The organism is Methylobacterium fujisawaense (assembly GCF_014138435.1).
In the GTDB taxonomy this organism is placed as follows: domain Bacteria; phylum Pseudomonadota; class Alphaproteobacteria; order Rhizobiales; family Beijerinckiaceae; genus Methylobacterium; species Methylobacterium fujisawaense.
Genome location: NZ_JACJIM010000002.1, coordinates 755,828 through 772,955, shown reverse-complemented (window position 1 = coordinate 772,955; position 17,128 = coordinate 755,828). Strand labels below are relative to the sequence as shown.

Here is a 17,128-nt window from a genome sequence, read left to right as displayed (position 1 = left end):
GATGGATGACGGTCAGACCTTTGCGAAGCTGCCGACATGGCATGTCGGCGAAAAGTCCATTCAGGAGACGGTCGGCGCCGCCGAACGGATGGAAATGATCGGACAGAGGGTGGTGCGGGACTTCATGCCCGATCAGCACCGCGCCTTCTATGCGCAGATTCCCTTCGTCGTTCTCGGCAGCGTCGACCGGCGCGGCGATGCCTGGGCCACGCTTCTCGCCGGCGGCCCGGGCTTCATCACCTCACCGACACCGACGGCCCTCGACATCGCCGTGCGGCCCGACCCGGGCGATCCCGCGGCTGAGGGTACGGGGGAGGGCGACGCGATCGGTCTCCTCGGGATCGAGCTGCACAGCCGTCGACGGAACCGCGTCAACGGGATCGTCCGGTCCACGGCCGGCGGGATCCTGCACTTCGACGTCGATCAGAGCTTCGGAAACTGTCCGCAGTACATCCAGCTCCGCGACATGACCGTCCTCGGGGATCTTCGCGCGCCCGTCGCGGCCCCGGTCGAGGAGCGCGCGGATCTCGACGAGGCGGCGCGGTCCCTGATCGCGGCGGCCGACACGTTCTTCGTGGCGTCGTATGCCGACCGCGAGGGCCGGCGCCAGGTCGACGTCTCGCATCGCGGCGGCAAGGCGGGCTTCGTCCGTGTCGCTGCGGACGGTACGCTCACGATCCCCGACTTCGCCGGAAACCTGTTCTTCGCCACCCTCGGCAACATCCACCTCAACGGCAGGGCAGGGCTGGTCTTCACCGATTTCGCGACGGGTGATCTTCTCCACCTGACCGGCGACGCCGCCGTGATCCTGGATTCGCCCGAGCTCGCCGCCTTCCAGGGCGCCGAGCGTCTCTGGAGCTTCCGGCCGCGCCGGGTCATCCGTCGGCGGGGCGCCCTCCCGCTGCGGTGGTCGTTCCAGGCGGATGGATGGTCGCCGAACGCGCTGATGACCGGCGACTGGGTGGAGGCGGCCGATCGCGTCCGGGCGACCGAGCGTGCCGCGCATTGGCGGCCCTTCCGGGTGACGAAGATCACCGACGAGAGCCGCTCCATCCGGTCCTTCCATCTGGCTCCGGACGACGGAGCCGGACGGCTCCCGCACCGTGCGGGCCAGCATCTCCCGATCCGCGTGACGCTGCCCGGAGCGGACGCGCCGGTGATCCGCACCTACACGCTCTCGGTCGCGCCCTCCGACCCGACCTACCGCATCAGCGTGAAGCGCGACGGCATCGTCTCGCAGCACCTGCACGACCGCCTTCAGGTTGGGGACATCATCGAGGCGCGGGCGCCCGGCGGCGATTTCTCCCTCGAGGCCCACGCGGCGCGCCCCGCGGTGCTGCTGGCCGGCGGCGTCGGGATAACGCCGCTCCTGGCGATGCTCCGGCACGTGGTCTACGAGGGCCTGCGCACCCGCAACATCCGACCGACCACGCTCATCTACGCCGCACGTGCGCGGTCCGATCGCGCCTTCGACGCGGAATTGTCCGAGCTGGCCGCAGCGGCACAGGGCTCCGTCCGGATCGTGCGCGTCCTGAGCGACGTCTCCGATGCCCGGGCCGGCGTCGATTACGAGGCCGCGGGCCGGATCGACATGGCGCTGCTCACGCGCTTCCTGGCTTTCGCCGATTACGACTTCTACCTGTGCGGGCCGCCGACCTTCACGCAGGCGCTCTATGACGGGTTGCGCGGCTACACCGTGTCGGACGACAGGATCCACGCGGAGGCGTTCGGCCCCTCCGCGCTGGTCCGGACGGCGGGGTCGGAGGGCGCCACGCCGCCCCGCCCGCCACCCTCAACGAAACCGGTGCCCGTCGCCTTCCTCGACACCGGCAAGGAGGCGCGCTGGACCCCCGAGTCCGGTAGCCTCCTCGACCTCGCCGAAGCCCGCGGCCTCGCACCCGCCTTCAGTTGCAGGGAAGGCAGTTGCGGGACCTGCCGCACAAAGCTGCTCGCCGGCGCCGTGACCTATCGCAAGGAACCGAGCGCCGCCGTAACTGAGGACGAAGTGCTGATCTGCTCGGCCGTGCCCGCCGAAGGCACGGACCGGGTGCAGCTCGCGCTGTGACGCCCGGCACGCTTCACCCGACTCCGTTTTCCACCTTCCGGGATCGTCGGCGGCCGATCATTGTGCGCGGCGTCGATATCGGGCCCGGGTCCCGCAACCTCGCGCACCCCAGGAGTACACCATGTCCCGTCCCCCGCTGCCGTCCTTCGATGAGCAGAGCGCGATCGCGAAGGTCCGCCTCGCCGAGGATGGCTGGAACGGCCGCGACCCGGCCAAGGTCGCCCTGGCCTACACGACCGATACCCGCTGGCGGAATCGCGCCGAGTTCCTGAACGGACGCGCGGAGGTGGAGGCTTTCCTGACCCGCAAGTGGAACCGGGAGCTCGACTACCGCCTCATCAAGGAGCTCTGGGCCTTCACCGGTAACCGGATCGCCGTGCGCTACGCCTATGAGTACCACGACGACAGCGGCCACTGGTTCCGGGCCTACGGCAACGAGAACTGGGAATTCGCCGATGACGGGCTGATGCGCTACCGGCACAGCAGCATCAACGAGCTGCCCATCGCGGAAGCGGACCGCAAGTTTCACTGGCCCCTCGGACGCCGGCCGGACGATCATCCGGGCCTGAGCCATTTCGGGTTCTGATCACCGGCCCGGCGGGTGAGGGGAGCCTGGACCGGGCGTCGGCGGCGCGGTCCGTTTCGCGAAGCCCAGGAGCGAGGCCTTGGATCGTTGGCAAACCATGCGCGTCTTCGCCAAGGTCGCCGAGACGGGGAGCTTCGCGCAGACCGCCCGCCTCCTGCACATGAGCCCGCCGGCCGTCACGCGTGCTGTGGCGGCCCTCGAGGAGACCATCGGCGCCCGGCTCCTGATCCGGACGACCCGCTCCGTGAAGCTCACGGAGGCGGGCAGCCGCTACTACGAGGATTGCCGGCGGATCCTGGCCGACATCGCCGAGGCGGAGTCGGCGGCGGCCGGCTCCAATGCGACGCCCTCGGGGACGCTCGCGGTCACGGCCTCCGTGCTGTTCGGGAAGATGCACGTCCTCCCGATCGTGACCCACTACCTCGACACCTACCCGACCATGTCGGCGCGGACCCTGTTCGTCGATCGGCCCGTCAACATCGTCGAGGAAGGGATCGATGTCGCGATCCGGATCGGCCGCTTGACCGATTCCGGGTTGACGGCGGCTCGGGTCGGATCGGTCCGCCATGTCATCTGCGGCGCCCCGGCCTATTTCGCGCGGCACGGCGTGCCGACGACGCCGGCGGATCTGAAGCGGCACCGGATCGCAGTCTCCACCGGCGCCTGGGCGTCGCCGGAATGGCGGTTCGCGGGGAACGAGCGGGTGGTCGTCCATCCCACCCTTCAGAGCAACACCAACGAGGTTCCGATCGCCGCCGCCCGGTCAGGCTGGGGGCTGACGCGGGTCCTGCACTACCAGATTGGCCCGGATCTGCTCGAAGGCCGCCTCAGGATCGTGCTCGACGAGTACGAGGAGGCACCGATACCCGTCCACGTGCTGTATCCCGAAGGCCGGCGCGCACCCGCGAAGGTGCGGACCTTCGTCGACCTCGCGGTGTCGCAGCTGCGCGCCAACCGGACTTTGAACTGAACCATCGCGGCGCAGCCGCCGACCCGGCCGAGTGCGGTCGCATTGGTCGCAGCCCCGGATGAGGAAAGGGTGGTTCACTCTCAGGTTAGCTTTCTATGATCTTCCGCATCCAGTGCGGGTAGGAGGCGAGACGTGACGACATCCGAGCGCTCGACCCTGCGCAGCTGCGCTCCTGTAACGGGCCGCGCGGATCGCGATGCTAGGCGCTCAGCGTGCACGGATCGGCGGTGCGGTCTGCGCACTCCGCCGCGCCCGGCCGCGACCTGAAGGGGAAAGACGCATGGACCAGTGGACCCGTCTGGACCCGATCTACGATTCCGAGGCGGCCGCCCGAACCATTGCCGCCGCCGCCGCGGCGCGCGCGGATGCCCAGGACCATGACGGCGGCTTCCCGCAGGACGATGTTGCCGATCTCGCGCGGCTCGGGCTGCTCGCCGCCCCGGTCCCGGTGGAACAGGGCGGGGCCGGCCTGGGGACGGAGCCGGGAGCCGGCGCCCTGGCCGAGGTTCTGCGGTTGGTCGGCTACGGCAGCCTCGCCCTCGGCCGACTCTACGAGGGACACGTCAACGCCATCCAGCTCATTGCCCGGTACGGCACGCCCGACCAGCGAAGCCGCCTGTTCGCCGACGCGCGCGCCGGTCATCTGTTCGGAGTCTGGAATACGGAGCCGGCCGAGGGCGGCTTGCGGGTCGAGGCGCGCGATACCGACGGACAACTCCTCGGCGTGAAGACCTTCGCGTCGGGCGCCGGCTACGTCACCCGCGCCCTCGTGACCGCCCGGCATCCGGACCGGGCCGGCGTGGCGATGATGGTGGTGCCGCTCGAAGCCGGCACCCGGGCCGATCTCTCGGCCTGGCGCGCGCAGGGCATGCGCGCTTCGGCGACCGGCACGGTCGATTTCACCGGTCTCGCCGTCAATGCCGGCGACATCCTGGGCCAGCCCGACGATTATTTCCAGCAGCCGGCCTTCTCGGGCGGCGCGTGGCGCTTTGCTGCGGTCCAGCTTGGCGGCATCGAAGCCGTGTTCGATGCTTGGCGCGGCCACCTGAACCGGACCGGCCGGGGCGGCGACCCGCACCAATTGGCCCGCCTCGGCGAGGGAGCCATCGCGGTCGAGGGGGCGCGGCTCTGGATCGAGCGCGGCGCGCAGGTCGCATCGGACGCCGGGATGCCGCCCGCACGCGTGGTCGCCTACATCAACTTGGTCCGCCTCGCGGTCGAGCGCGCCGGCCTCGATGTCCTCCAGCTGGCCCAGCGCTCGGTCGGCTTGCAGGGATTCATGCGCGGCCATAGGCTGGAGCGGCTCGCGCGCGACCTCGCCACCTATCTGCGCCAGCCCGGACCGGATCATGCGCTCACCGCCGCGGCGTCCGAGATCCTGCAAGCCGACGCCATGGCCGGAGACCTGTGGACCGAGACCGCGGCATGACCAGGCCGATGAACCGCGAAGCCGCGCCGCAGAGTGTCTGGCTGGACACCCCGCACCGCTACGGCCGCATCAGCCGCGGCTTCCACTGGCTGATGGCCGCCCTCTTCGCGTGGCAATTCACGGGCGCGCTGCTCTACGTCGCGATCGGTGACACCGCGCTCACGCGCCTCGTCGGCGGGAGCCACTTCACCCTTGGCTTCACGCTGTTCGTGCTCGTGCTCCTGCGCGGAGCCTGGGGACTCGCGAATCTCCACCGGCGCCCGTCGCATCCGGGCGCTCCGGGGCGCGCCGCCTTGGCCGGTCATGGCCTGATCTATCTGCTGATGATCCTCGTCCCCGGCCTCGCGCTGCTGCGCCAGTACGGTTCGGGCAAGCCCTTCGCGCCCTACGGTCTCCCCCTGATGCCGGAGCGGGACACGAAGATCGCCTGGATGATGCTTCCCGCCGATCTGTTCCATTACTGGCTGGGCTTCACGCTCCTGGCGGTCGTCCTCGGCCATGCCGCGATGGCCTTCCTGCATCGCAGGTTCTGGAACGAGGCCGTCCTGACGCGCATGACGTGAACGGCGGCGCGCCGGCGCTCGAGGTCCTCAGGCCGTCGGGTCCTCCGCTGCGGCGGGTCTCCGGTCGGGCAACGGCGCGTCCAGGGTGAAGACGACGCCGCGGGGGCGGTACTCGATTTCCGCCGAGCCTCCCATCTCGGCGGCCAGCGCCCGCTCGATCAGGCGCGTGCCGAAGCCGCCGCGGGCCGGCGCCGTCACCGCAGGTCCGCCGATTTCCTCCCAACGGAACCAGAGGTGGGCTGGCCTCGCCCCATCCACCACGTCCCAGTTCAGGATCACCCGTCCCCTGTCGTTCGACAGGGCGCCGTACTTGACCGCGTTGGTCGCCAACTCGTGCAGAGCCATCGTGAAGGCGAGGGTCAGGCGCGGCGTCAGCCACACCTCCGGGCCGTTGATCAGGAACCTCTGCCCCGCGCCGCCGCGGAACGGCTGCAATGTGCCCTCCACGATCACGGTCAGCGTGGCGCCGATCCAGCTCTCGCGGGTCAGAACGTCGTGGGCGGCCGAGAGCGATTGCAGCCGTGCGTCGAGGGTCTTGTGCGCCTCCTCCACGGAGGATGCGTTGCGCAGAGTCTGGTGCGCGATGGACTGCATGGTTGCCATCGAGTTCTTCACCCGGTGGTTCAGCTCGTCGGCCAGGAGGGTGCGGTGCTCCTCCGCGCGCTTGCGCTCGGTCACGTCGATGGAGACGCCGGCCATGCTCAGCGGCTGGCCGACCGCGTCGTAGAAGGTCTGGCCGCGGATCTGCAGCCAGCGCAGCTCGCCACGCGGCGTGCGCGCCCGGTACTCGATGTCGTAGTCGCTATGCTCGCGGATCGAGGTCTGCACCGCCGCCTGCATGCGCGGGCGGTCCTCGGGATCGATCGCCGCGATCAGATCCTCGTAGCTGAACGGGTCGTCGGCCGCCCGTCCGAAATTCTCCTTGCAGGTTTCGGAGGCCACCAGGCGCATGTCGGCGAGATCGAGGGTCCAGGAGCCGAAGCGTCCGGCCTTCAGGATGAAGCGCAGCCGCTCTTCGCTGCGGGTGAGGTCGCTGGTGCGACGCTCCACCTCCAGCTCCAGCGCCAGCCGGTCGCGATGCATCCGCGCGAGCTTGTCCCGCTCCAGGGTCACGTCGAACTGCGACGCGAAGAAATAGGTCAGCTCACCGTCGCGATCGAAGACCGGCGAGATCAGGAGCCGATTCCAGAAGAGCTCACCGCTCTTCTTATGGTTCAACAGCTCGATCTCGATCGGCACCCGGCGCGCGATGGCCGCTCTGATCTTGGCGATATCGGCGCGGTTGGTCTCGGGCCCCTGCAGGAACCGACAGTTCCGCCCGATGATCTCGTCATGGGCGTAACCGGTCAGCGTGGAGAAGGCGGCATTGACGAAGACGATGGGATTGTCCGGCTGATTGGGATCGGTGATCAGCATCGGCATCCGCGTCGCCCGAACGGCGGATACGAACGGGTCGGAACTCGCGCCGATGCGCGCAAACTCCGCTTCGAAGCGGGTGCGTTCCTGCTGATCCGTCAATGCCCCGTCGCCCCTGCCACGACCTGCACATGGCGGCCTTCGACCGTGATGGCTCCTCGTATCACAGGGATTATCGCTTGTGCGCAATCATCTTAATGGCCAAGACGCCGCAGGCCGGTCGCTGCACGCGGCGACCGGCCGCCTACCCTAGGTCCTGGCTGGATGAGGCCCGAATCCTGCCGGCGGGCGCGAGCCGAGATGGTCCCGCAGGGTTCGGCCCTCGTACTCGGTGCGGAACAGGCCGCGCCGGCGAAGCTCCGGCAGGACCAGCGTGATGAAATCCTCGAGGCCGCCGGGCAGCGTCGGGGGCATGATGTTGAAGCCGTCCGCCCCGCCAGCCCGGAACCGCTCCTCCATCTCGTCCGCGATCTGGGCGGCCGTGCCGATGATCTGCGAGTGGCCGCGGGCGCCCGCGATGCGCAGGTAGAGCTGACGCAGGGTCAGACCTTCGCGACGGGCGAGATCGACCATCAGCTGCTGGCGGGACTTGATGCCGTCCGTCTCGGGCAATTCCGGGACGGGCCCGTCGGGATCGTAGCCCGACAGGTCGTGGCCGCCGATCATGCGTCCGAGCAGCGCGAGGCCGACGACGGGATCGATCAGGTCCTGCAGGGCTTCGAATTTCGCCCGCGCCTCGGCCTCGCTGCGGCCGACGACGGGAAACAGGCCCGGCATCACCTTCAGATCGTCCGGGGCGCGGCCGAACCGCGCCATCCGCTCCTTCAGGTCGCCGTAGAAGGCCACCGCCTCCTCCAGCGTCTGATTGGCCGTGAACACGATCTCGGCGGTGCGCGCTGCCAGATCCTTGCCGGGCCCGGAGGAGCCGGCCTGCACCAGCACGGGCTGTCCCTGCGGCGTGCGCGAGATGTTGAGCGGCCCGCGCACCTCGAAATGGCTGCCGCGGTGGTTCAACGGGCGGAAGCCATCCGGCTTCGAGAATTGCCCGCTGGCGCGGTCGATGATCACCGCGCCATCGTCCCAGGTGTTCCAGAGGCCGAGGACCACGTCCACGAACTCCTCCGCGCGCTCGTAGCGGTCGGCGTGGCGGGCGATCCGGTCGCCGCCGAAATTCGCCGCCTCGGCGTCGGTCGCGGAGGTGACGAGATTCCAGCCGGCCCGTCCGCCGCTGAGGTGGTCGAGGGACGCGAACCGGCGCGCGACGTTGTAGGGCTCGTTGAAGCTGGTGGAGGTGGTGGCGACGAGACCGATCCGACTCGTCACCGCCGCGAGTGCCGACAGGAGCGTCACCGGCTCGAAATGGGTGGAGCGCGCGGTGCGCTCGCTGGATCGGAGATCGAGGTCGCGGATGCCGGTGCCATCTTCGAGGAAGATGAGATCGAACTTGGCGGCTTCGGCCCGCTGCGCCCAGCCGACATAGCGCTCGAGGACCAGACCGCCGTCGGCTTCGCTGGAGGAATGGCGCCAGCCCGCAACATGGTGGCCGGTCGCGTAGAAGAATGCGCCGAGGCGCAGGGTGCCCTGTCTCATCGAACCGACCGTCATCGAGGCTGATCTGCTCCGTGCCGCGTGAGCGGGCCGGAGTCTAGCCGACCCACCCGTGCAAGCGAACCCAGCGTTGTACGCGCGACGCTCATCCCGCTTCCGCTGGGACGGTACCGGCCGGCACCGGGGCACGGCCCATGGCGCGCGTCAGCGGGACACGGACGTTTCCGGCGCATTCCCCGAGGGAAGGTCGTGCAGATCGGACGTGGCATGCCGCGCGTGCCGCGTCGCCAGGGAGCCGCGCGCCTCCTGCATCGGCATGAAGGCCGAGAAACCGACCGCGCCCGGGACGGCGTTGTAGATCGCCTCCATGCCGCCGCGCATGTGGTAGGTCTCGTGCCAGATGCCGACGCCGCGCGTGTCCCGCAGGAAATCCCGCCACCAGATCCGATGGGGCTCGGATTTCGCCCAGGCGACCATGCTGTCGATGTCGCGCCAGTACCAGCGCATGCCCAGATGCAGCGGGCGCAGGCTGAAGATGATGTTGTTCTCGTAGTGCAGCAGGCCGTCCGGGCGTTCCGCGCCGACCGTGGCGATCCGCGGTCCGAAGCCGAGGAGAGTCCTGACGCCGGCGAGCGTCCGGACTTTCATGCCGAGATAGATCACGACGAGATCCGGATAGCCCGAGAAGTCCGGGACCCGCTCGTGCCGGTTCGCGCCCATGCTCGTCCCCATGATCGCGCCTGTATCGCCGCGTGAATCGCCCGAACCCGTAAACCGATAATATTCACCGGCCTTTCTGCAAATCAATATTCGCGCATGAAGGGTCGGCACATCTCGTGATCGAGCGATGAATGACGAAGGCCGATCCCGACGCCATGTACCGGGCCCCCGGGGGGACGACGCAGCCGGCTCTGCAATCGACGATGCGGGAGGGTCGCATCCAATCCGACGTCGGTTCAGGCCGGGGCACGCCGGCTGCCGGACGTCCGCCCGGGATTCCGCGTGGCGCAGACCGGCCGCGATGAACCGGGATGCGCGACCGCCAAGCGGCTCGACACCCTTGCGCGCCGCACACGTCCCCGATCGCGCCGAACGGCCCCCGTCGTCGGACGCAGGGCGTGTCGCTGGCCTGAATGGGCGCCCAGAAGGGTCGGAGAACCGCAGTGGCATCGCCGCTCCGTTCAAGCGCAAAATATTCTCGTGTTGTCACAAAATGACGAACATTCTTGCTTTCATCCATCAAAGTAGAGAAAGCCGTTTCGTTGACTCCTTGGCCGACCGACAGGATCTTGTATTCACTGTCACGGTAAGGGCAGCGCAGGGAAGATGAAGACGCATGGGCGGTCCGGTCATGTCCCCGGGACGAACAGGGACGCCGTCCGGATCGGGTGGACGGTTCGCGCTCGAACCTCGCCGCGGTCCGAAAGACCCGTCCGGCTGATCTGCCGCCGCTGCTGACTCCCCGAACGCGGCCGCCTCGAAGGAACCGGCTCGGATCGCACCGCGAACCGGGACCTGTGCTACGGCGCCGCAGACCGAACGCCTCCCGCCGCACCCACTTCAGACGCCAGGCCCGATTCATGATCCCGAACCGCCGATCCCTCCTGGCCGCCGGCCTCGCCCTGGCGTGCCTGGGCAGCCTCTTGTCGCGCGAGGCCCGGGCCGAGGATCCGAAGGAGGTCCGCCTGGACTGGGCGACCTACAATCCGGTCGGCCTGCTCCTGAAGGAGAAGGGCTTCCTCGAGGAGGCGCTGGCGCCGCGGGGCATCAAGGTCCGCTGGGTCCAGTCGCTCGGCTCCAACAAGGCGCTCGAATTCCTGAACGCCGGCGCCATCGATTTCGGCTCGGCGGCCGGCGCCGCAGCCCTCGTGGCGCGGATCAACGGCAATCCGATCAAGGCGATCTACGCCTATTCGCGCCCGGAATGGACGGCGCTCGTCACCCGCAAGGACAGCGGCATCGCCAAGCCCGCCGATCTCAAGGGCAAGCGCGTCGCCGTCACCCGGGGCACCGATCCGCACATCTTCCTGATCCGCGCGCTCCAGAGCGCCGGCCTCACCGAGCGCGACGCCAAGCTCGTGCTGCTGCAGCATCCGGACGGCCGGACCGCCCTCGATCGCGGCGACGTCGATGCCTGGGCCGGCCTCGATCCGATGATGGCCGCCGCCGAGATCGAGAACGGCGACGTGCTGTTCTACCGGGATGCCGCCGCAAACACCTGGGGCCTGCTGGACGTCCGGGAGGAGTTCGCGACGGCCCATCCCGACCTCGTCCGGACGGTGATCGCCGCCTACGAGCGGGCCCGCGCCTACGCGCTTGCCAACCCCCAGGCCCTCGCCGCGTCCCTCGTTGCGGCCACGAAGCTGCCCGAGCCGGTGATCGCCCGTCAGCTCGAGCGGACCGACCTGTCCCAGCCGGCGATCGGCGCAGCCCAGGCCCAGTCGATCAAGGCGGCCGGAACAGCCCTGCAGCAGGCGGGCGTGATCCCGGCGGGTACCGACGTGGCCGCGGCCGTCGACGGCCTGCTCGACGCGCGCTTCAATCCCGTCGCCGGACAGTGAGCGGCAGCGTGCCGCTGCTGCGGCGGGGCGGCCGCGCGGGTTTGGGGCTTCTGTTGCCGCTCGTCGCGGCGATCGGTTGGGAGATCGCGGTGGCGACGGGCGCGGCCTCCGGACGGCTGCTCCCGCCGCCGAGCCGGATCGGCGCGACCCTCTGGGAGCTCGCGGTGTCGGGCGATCTCTGGCTTCACGTCGAGGCGACCCTCGTGCGGGTCGGCCTCGGCTTCCTGTGCGGAGCGGCGGCCGGGATCATCGCGGGTGCCCTCGTCGCGACGATCCCGCTGCTGCGCTGGCTCGTCGATCCGAGCCTGCAGGCCCTGCGCGCCGTCCCGTCTCTGGCCTGGGTGCCGCTCTTCATCCTGTGGTTCGGCATCCTGGAGACGCCGAAGGTGCTGTTGATCGCCGTGGGCGTGTTCTTCCCCGTCTATGTCGGCGTCTCGGGGGCGATCGCCTCGGTGGACCGCAAGCTGGTCGAGGTCGGGCGGATCTTCCGCCTGTCCCGCCTTGCCCTCGCCCGCCGGATCCTGTTGCCGGCCGTGCTGCCGGCGACCCTCGTCGGGCTGCGCACGGGGCTCGGTCTCGGCTTCCTGTTCGTCGTGGCGGCGGAACTGATGGGCGCCTCCGAGGGCCTCGGCTATCTGCTCGTGGACGGCCAGCAGTTCAGCAAGCCGGATCAGATCGTGGCGGCGATCATCGCCTTTGCCCTCGTGGGCAAGGCGGCCGACATGGCCCTGCTGACGCTGACACGGCCCCTGACCCGATGGCAGGATACCGTGCGGGACAGCCTGTGACCGCAGGATTGGGGCTGACGCGCGGCGCGGAACCGGGGACGGTCCCGCGCCGCGGTTCCAATCCGATCCCCATCCCGCGACCGCGCGAGAGACGCCCGTGCTGACCGTCGACGACCTCTCCAAGACCTATGCCGACGGCACGCGGGCCCTGTCGAGCATCGACCTGTCGGTCCAGCAGGGCGAGATCGTCGCGCTGATCGGCGGCTCGGGCTGCGGAAAGACGACGCTGCTCCGGCTGATCGCGGGGCTCGATCAGGCGAGCCAAGGCGCCGTGCAGGTCGACGGCGAGACGATCCGCGCGCCCCATCCGAGCGTCGGCGTCGTGTTCCAGGAGCCGCGGCTGCTGCCCTGGCTCGACGTGGCCGGCAATGTCGGCTTCGGCCTCGCCGACCTCCCGCGGTCCGAGCGCCGGGCGCGCGTGACCCATGCTCTGGAGCGGGTCGGCCTCGCCGAGCACGGTGGCCGCTGGCCCCGGGAACTGTCCGGAGGCCAGCAGCAGCGCGTGGCCATCGCCCGGGCCTTCGTGGCGCGGCCGCGGGTCCTGCTCCTCGACGAGCCGTTCTCCGCCCTCGACGCCTTCACCCGGAAGGGATTGCACGAGCAGCTCCTCGATCTCTGGGCCGAGTCGAAGCCGACGATCCTGATCGTCACGCACGATGTCGGAGAGGCCGTCACCCTGGCCGACCGGGTGGTGGTAATGCGGCCGCGGCCGGGACGCCTGGACGAGACGGTGCCGATCGGGCTCGCCCGGCCGCGCGAACCGGTGGCGGCGACCTACGAGGACGCCGTGCGCCGCGTGCTGGCCGCCCTCGATCACTCCCTGCGCCCGGCCTCGGCCAACCGGCCGGCCGCCCCCGAGACCCGCGCGAGCTGGTGGTAGGACCAGCGGCGACCTGCGGCGCGAGGCCGGATCGGCCCGCCGTCAGGACCCGATCGCGGTCAGCTCCAGATCCGCGGGATCCACGCGCCGGAACCGGGCGAAGCGGAGCGCCAGCACCGGCAGGATCAGCAGGTTCAGCACCGTCGAGGTGACGAGGCCGCCGAGGATCACGAGCGCCATCGGGCCCTCGATCTCACGGCCGGGCTCGCCGGCGCCGAGCGCCAGCGGCAGCAGGCCGAGACCCGTGACCAGGGAGGTCATCAGGATCGGCACCATCCGGTCCGCGGCGCCCTCCGCCGCCGTGGCCGCGTCCCAGGATCGCCCGTCCCGGGTTACCATCTGCTCGTAATGGGCGATCAGCATCACGCTGTTACGCAGCGAGATGCCCGACAGGGTCACGAACCCGACGATCGAGCCGAGCGACAAGACCCCGCCGGTCAGCGCCGCCGCGGCCACGCCGCCCACGAAGGCGAAGGGCAGGTTGACGAGCACCAGCAGCAAGTTCGCCGCCGAACCGGTCACGATGGCGAGGAGCACCACGATCCCGAAGCCGGCGAGCCCGGCATGGACGAGGAGGTCGCGGCGGGCGGCCGCCTGGGCCTCGGCGGCGCCCGAGAAGGTCACGTAGACCCCCTCGGGCAGCCGAACCTCGCGGGCGATCTTGCGCTTGGCCGCCGCCACGAATCCCGCCAGATCGCGGTCGGCGACGTTGGCGGTCACCGCCTGCACGCGCTGTGCTCCGAGATGCTGCACTTGGTATCGGCCGGCGCTCTCGTAGACGTCGGCGACCTGCGACAGGCGGACATAGCGCCCGCCGGGGGCCCGCAGGGGCAGGTCCCCCACCGCGCTGAGGCGATCCCGCACGCGTGCGTCGAGGATCACCAGCACGTTGAACACGGCGTTGCCGCGATAGGTCTGGCCCACCGTGTCGCCCTGGTAGGCGGTGCGCACCGCCTCCAGCACCTCCACGGGATCGAGGCCCCAATGCCGCAGATCCACCGGGCGCAGCGCCACCGTGACCTGCGGCAGCCCGGCGGGCGAGGCCTGCTGGACGTCCCGGGCACCCTTCACCTCCGAGAGTTCCTGCGCGACCGAGCGGGCCGCCGCTTCGATCCGGTCGAGATCGCTGCCGATCACGTTGACCACGACCGGTGCGGTGAAGCCCGAGACGGTCTCCTCGATGCGCTCGGTGAGGAAGGTCTTGAGCGAGAAGGCCGCCCCCGGGAAGCCGGCGATCAGCGTCCGGATACCGGCCTCGACGCGGCGCTGAGCAGCCCCGTCGAGGCCGGGCTCCAGATCGATGTGGATCTCGCTGTAATGCGGCCCGGCGGTATCCTCGGCGGCCTCGGCGCGCCCGATCTGCGCCGCCACGGCGCGCACGCCGGGGATCTCCTTCAGATCGCCGGTGATCAGGGTCCCGAGCCGCTGCGATTCCTGCAGGGAGGTGCCGGGAATGGCCACCATGTGCAGGATCATGTGTCCCTCCTTCAGGTCGGGGAGGAACACCGCTCCGAGGGTCGGCAGGATGGCGGCCCCCGCAAGGGTCACCAGCAGCGCGCCGGCCATGGCGATCCGCGGCACCCGCCCGATGCCGGCGAGCAGCCGCAGATAGGCCGCCCGGCTCCAGCGCACCACCGGCGGGTCGGGCGGAGCGGCGCCCGCATGGCGCGTCAAACGACTGCCGAGGAGCAGGATCGCGAGGGCCGGCGTGACCGTGAGCGCGACCAGAAGCGAGGCGACGACCGCCGCGATGTAGGCCAGCGCCAGCGGACCGAACAGCCGGCCGGCGACGCCGGTCAACGCGAGGATGGGCAGGAACATCAGGATCACCGCGAGCGTCGCGTAGGCGACCGACGTCCGCACCTCGAGCATCGCGGCCAGAACCACGCGGGGGATGCTGCGCCGTCCGCCCCGCGCCTCCCGCAGGCGGCGGGAGACGTTCTCGACGCCGATCACCGCGTCGTCGACCACCTCCCCGATGGCGAGGGCCAGCCCGCCCAGCGTCATGGTGTTGAGGCTCTCGCCCCAGGCTTGGAGAACGAGCGCGGCGGTGATCAGCGACAGCGGGATCGCCGCTGCACTGATCACCGCCGCCCGCCAATCCGCCAGGAAGACGAGGAGTACGATCATCACCAGCACGCCGCCCAGCGCCAGCGCCTGGATCACGTTGCCCGTGGCGACATCCACGAAGTTCGCAGGCCGGAACAGGTCCGCCCGCAGGCTCACGCCCTCGCGCTTCAGAACCGGGCGCAGCTCGTCCAGGGCCGCCTCCAGGCGGGCCGTCACGGCGCGCGTGTCGACGCCCACCTGGGCGCCGACCATCAGCAGCACGCCGGGCTTGCCGTCCACGAGGGCCGCGCTGATCGCCGGCTCCGGGGCGGCCGTGACGGTGGCCACATCCGAGAGCACGACGCTCGCCCCGCCGTCGTTGTGCAGCACGATCTGTCCGAGCGCCTCCGGCGTGAGGGACTGTCCCTCCGTCCGGAGCAGGACACGCTGGTTCGGCGTGTCGACGAAGCCCGCCCCGCGCACGCCGGTCCCCTTTCGGGCGGCCGCCAGGACGTCGTTGAGGCCGATCTGGAAGCGGATCAGGTCGTCGGAGCGGACCTGAACCTGCAGAGCGCGCACGCCGCCGCCATAGAGCGAGACCTGGGCGATGCCGGGCACCGCCTGGAGCCGCCGGCGCACGGTCCATTCCGCGATCTGGCGCAGGTCCATGGCGTCGCGGGCCTCGGCGGTCAGCCCGACGAGGAGGACGGTGAGCGTCGAAGAGGTGAGCGGGGTCATGGCGGGGGCTGCCACGCCGTCGGGCATGCGGCCGGCCAGCGCCGCCAGACGCTCGTTGACCCGCTGGCGGATCCGGTCGACGTCGCTGCCGGGCCTGAACGCCGCGGTGATCACCGACAGGCCCTGGATCGAGGTGGAGCGCAGGGTCTCCAGGCCCGGCAGGCCGCCGACTGCCACCTCGACGGGCTGCGTGACCAGCACCTCGACCTGTTCGGAATCGAGGCCCGGTGCTTCGGTCTGGATCGTCACCGTCGGCGGCGCGAACTCGGGGAAGACATCGTACCGGGCCCCCGCGAGGACGTAGAGCCCGAAGACCAGGACCGCGCAGGCCAGCGCGAGGACCACCCGCGGCAGGCGGACGGCGAAGCCCACGAGGGCGGCCTGCAAACCGCCGCGACCGGCTGCAGGGGAGGGCTCAGTCATCGTCGTCGCCCACGACGCGGATGCGGTTCTTCATCTCCTCCGAGAGGAGCGCCTGCGCCCCCCGCAGCACGATTTCGCTGCCGTCCGGCAGGTCCTCGACGACGAAGGCATCGGCCGACATCGGGGCATCCGGCCGGACCGGATGGCGCACGTAGGCGCCGTCGCCGGTGCCGCGATACACCCAGGTGCCGCCCTCTCCGTGGACGACGGCATCCTCCGGCACGAGGACGCCCTTGACCGCGCGGGACGCCGGCAGGAACGCCATCGTGCTGGTGCCGGGCAGGAGGCCGCTGTCGCTGGAGACTAGGTAGAAGAAGCTCTGCCCCTGGATCCGCGGATCGGTCCGCGTCGCGGGCGAGACCGGCCGGAGGGCAACCCGCGCGCTCTGGGGCGGCACCTCGGCGAAGGCGGCCTGCGGCGCTTCGGGAAGCGTCTCCCCGGGCGGTAAGGTGACCTGCATGAGGAAATCGGTCCGCTCGATCAGGCGCGTCACCAGCGGAGACCGCTCGATGATCGCCTTGCCGAGCACCGAACCCCATTCCTGGCGCGCCGTGGCGGCGAGCGTCCGCAACTGCGACTCCGCCACCGTCATCGACGCCTGATCGGTCAGGAGCGTGCCCTCGGCGGTTTCGATCTGCGCCACCGCCACCACGCCGGCGCCCAGGTTACGGGCCCGGCGGGCAGCACTGGCCGAGACTTCGACACGGGCGCGCGCCGTCTGGAGCGCCGCGACGGCGCCCGCATAGCTGTTGGTGAGTTCGGTGATCCGGGCGAGGTCGAGGACGCTGCCGTAGGCGGTCAGCTCCTGCCGGTGAAGAACGGCCGGCCGCGACTCGGCCACGAGCCCGATCCGCGCGCGCTCGGCTGCCGTCAGCCGCACCACCGTCCGTCCATCCTCGACGGCGGTGCGCGGCGCCGGAAGCTGTGCCGCTGCAGGTGGACCATCGCGCCAATCGGGGACGAGCGCCGTTGCCCGCGCCCGCATCTCCGCGATGATGGGGCCCGCATCCGCCCGCAGCCTTTCGCCCGGTGGCGTGACGGCGAGACCGGCCGCGGCGAGCACCATCCCTCCGATGAGCAGCATCGCCCGGCGACCACCCACGTCGCACTCC

13 protein-coding genes are annotated in these 17,128 nt (G+C 70.5%); 8 read left to right on the top strand and 5 right to left on the bottom strand.

What is annotated here, in order from left to right; all coding sequences use genetic code 11:
* Position 1 precedes the first annotated feature (1 nt).
* The 5 genes from GGQ91_RS08415 (at position 2) to GGQ91_RS08395 (ending at position 5,613) form a co-directional block, all read left to right on the top strand.
* A complete protein-coding gene (locus GGQ91_RS08415; protein WP_182591834.1) occupies positions 2–2,065 on the top strand; it encodes a 2Fe-2S iron-sulfur cluster-binding protein in 2,064 nt (687 codons plus the stop codon).
* Positions 2,066–2,186: 121 nt separating this feature from the next.
* Positions 2,187–2,651 (top strand): nuclear transport factor 2 family protein, encoded by a 465-nt coding sequence (locus GGQ91_RS08410; RefSeq protein WP_182591755.1) that lies wholly within the window; start codon positions 2,187–2,189, stop codon positions 2,649–2,651.
* A gap of 79 nt (positions 2,652–2,730) precedes the next feature.
* Positions 2,731–3,621 (top strand): LysR family transcriptional regulator, encoded by an 891-nt coding sequence (locus tag GGQ91_RS08405; RefSeq protein ID WP_043356396.1) that lies wholly within the window; start codon positions 2,731–2,733, stop codon positions 3,619–3,621.
* Positions 3,622–3,901: 280 nt separating this feature from the next.
* Positions 3,902–5,050 carry an acyl-CoA dehydrogenase family protein gene (locus tag GGQ91_RS08400; protein WP_043758693.1) on the top strand — a complete coding sequence of 383 codons (1,149 nt, stop codon included), beginning with the start codon at positions 3,902–3,904 and terminating at the stop codon, positions 5,048–5,050.
* Complete coding sequence (locus GGQ91_RS08395) at positions 5,047–5,613, top strand: cytochrome b (RefSeq protein ID WP_403091032.1); 567 nt, start codon at positions 5,047–5,049, stop codon at positions 5,611–5,613. Before GGQ91_RS08400 ends, GGQ91_RS08395 begins: the two co-directional genes overlap by 4 nt.
* A 27-nt stretch (positions 5,614–5,640) precedes the next feature.
* Here the strand turns inward: GGQ91_RS08395 and GGQ91_RS08390 are convergent, their stop codons facing one another.
* The 3 genes from GGQ91_RS08390 to GGQ91_RS08380 all read right to left on the bottom strand — a co-directional run bounded on the left by GGQ91_RS08390 (position 5,641) and on the right by GGQ91_RS08380 (position 9,309).
* Positions 5,641–7,131 carry an HWE histidine kinase domain-containing protein gene (locus GGQ91_RS08390; RefSeq protein WP_043356402.1) on the bottom strand — a complete coding sequence of 497 codons (1,491 nt, stop codon included), beginning with the start codon at positions 7,129–7,131 and terminating at the stop codon, positions 5,641–5,643.
* A 147-nt stretch (positions 7,132–7,278) separates the two neighbouring features.
* Positions 7,279–8,619 (bottom strand): LLM class flavin-dependent oxidoreductase, encoded by a 1,341-nt coding sequence (locus GGQ91_RS08385; protein ID WP_075381964.1) that lies wholly within the window; start codon positions 8,617–8,619, stop codon positions 7,279–7,281.
* A gap of 162 nt (positions 8,620–8,781) precedes the next feature.
* Positions 8,782–9,309: a DUF4188 domain-containing protein gene (locus GGQ91_RS08380; protein ID WP_236952971.1), complete on the bottom strand. Its 528-nt coding sequence runs from the start codon at positions 9,307–9,309 to the stop codon at positions 8,782–8,784.
* An 848-nt stretch (positions 9,310–10,157) separates the two neighbouring features.
* Here GGQ91_RS08380 and GGQ91_RS08375 point away from each other — a divergent pair.
* The 3 genes from GGQ91_RS08375 to GGQ91_RS08365 all read left to right on the top strand — a co-directional run bounded on the left by GGQ91_RS08375 (position 10,158) and on the right by GGQ91_RS08365 (position 12,806).
* Positions 10,158–11,138, top strand: coding sequence for an aliphatic sulfonate ABC transporter substrate-binding protein (locus GGQ91_RS08375; protein WP_182591754.1), 981 nt, complete (start codon positions 10,158–10,160; stop codon positions 11,136–11,138).
* A gap of 8 nt (positions 11,139–11,146) precedes the next feature.
* Positions 11,147–11,926: an ABC transporter permease gene (locus GGQ91_RS08370; protein ID WP_236952970.1), complete on the top strand. Its 780-nt coding sequence runs from the start codon at positions 11,147–11,149 to the stop codon at positions 11,924–11,926.
* A gap of 97 nt (positions 11,927–12,023) precedes the next feature.
* A complete protein-coding gene (locus GGQ91_RS08365) occupies positions 12,024–12,806 on the top strand; it encodes an ATP-binding cassette domain-containing protein (RefSeq protein WP_182591753.1) in 783 nt (260 codons plus the stop codon).
* Between the two features lie 42 nt (positions 12,807–12,848).
* Here the strand turns inward: GGQ91_RS08365 and GGQ91_RS08360 are convergent, their stop codons facing one another.
* Both GGQ91_RS08360 and GGQ91_RS08355 read right to left on the bottom strand, forming a co-directional pair.
* Positions 12,849–16,016, bottom strand: coding sequence for an efflux RND transporter permease subunit (locus GGQ91_RS08360; protein ID WP_053610601.1), 3,168 nt, complete (start codon positions 16,014–16,016; stop codon positions 12,849–12,851).
* The gene (locus GGQ91_RS08355) at positions 16,009–17,118 is read right to left on the bottom strand and encodes an efflux RND transporter periplasmic adaptor subunit (protein WP_182591752.1); all 1,110 of its coding nucleotides are present in this window, start codon (positions 17,116–17,118) and stop codon (positions 16,009–16,011) included. Before GGQ91_RS08355 ends, GGQ91_RS08360 begins: the two co-directional genes overlap by 8 nt.
* Positions 17,119–17,128: the final 10 nt, after the last annotated feature.

What these genes read in the sequence shown, in the direction of transcription:
- GGQ91_RS08415 (WP_182591834.1), top strand. Translation starts at nt 2, where the DNA reads ATGGATGACGGTCAGACCTTTGCGAAGCTGCCGACATGGCATGTCGGC.
- GGQ91_RS08410 (WP_182591755.1), top strand. Translation starts at nt 2,187, where the DNA reads ATGTCCCGTCCCCCGCTGCCGTCCTTCGATGAGCAGAGCGCGATCGCG.
- GGQ91_RS08400 (WP_043758693.1), top strand. Translation starts at nt 3,902, where the DNA reads ATGGACCAGTGGACCCGTCTGGACCCGATCTACGATTCCGAGGCGGCC.
- GGQ91_RS08395 (WP_403091032.1), top strand. Translation starts at nt 5,047, where the DNA reads ATGACCAGGCCGATGAACCGCGAAGCCGCGCCGCAGAGTGTCTGGCTG.
- GGQ91_RS08385 (WP_075381964.1), bottom strand. Translation starts at nt 8,619, where the DNA reads ATGAGACAGGGCACCCTGCGCCTCGGCGCATTCTTCTACGCGACCGGC.
- GGQ91_RS08380 (WP_236952971.1), bottom strand. Translation starts at nt 9,309, where the DNA reads ATGGGGACGAGCATGGGCGCGAACCGGCACGAGCGGGTCCCGGACTTC.
- GGQ91_RS08375 (WP_182591754.1), top strand. Translation starts at nt 10,158, where the DNA reads ATGATCCCGAACCGCCGATCCCTCCTGGCCGCCGGCCTCGCCCTGGCG.
- GGQ91_RS08360 (WP_053610601.1), bottom strand. Translation starts at nt 16,016, where the DNA reads ATGACTGAGCCCTCCCCTGCAGCCGGTCGCGGCGGTTTGCAGGCCGCC.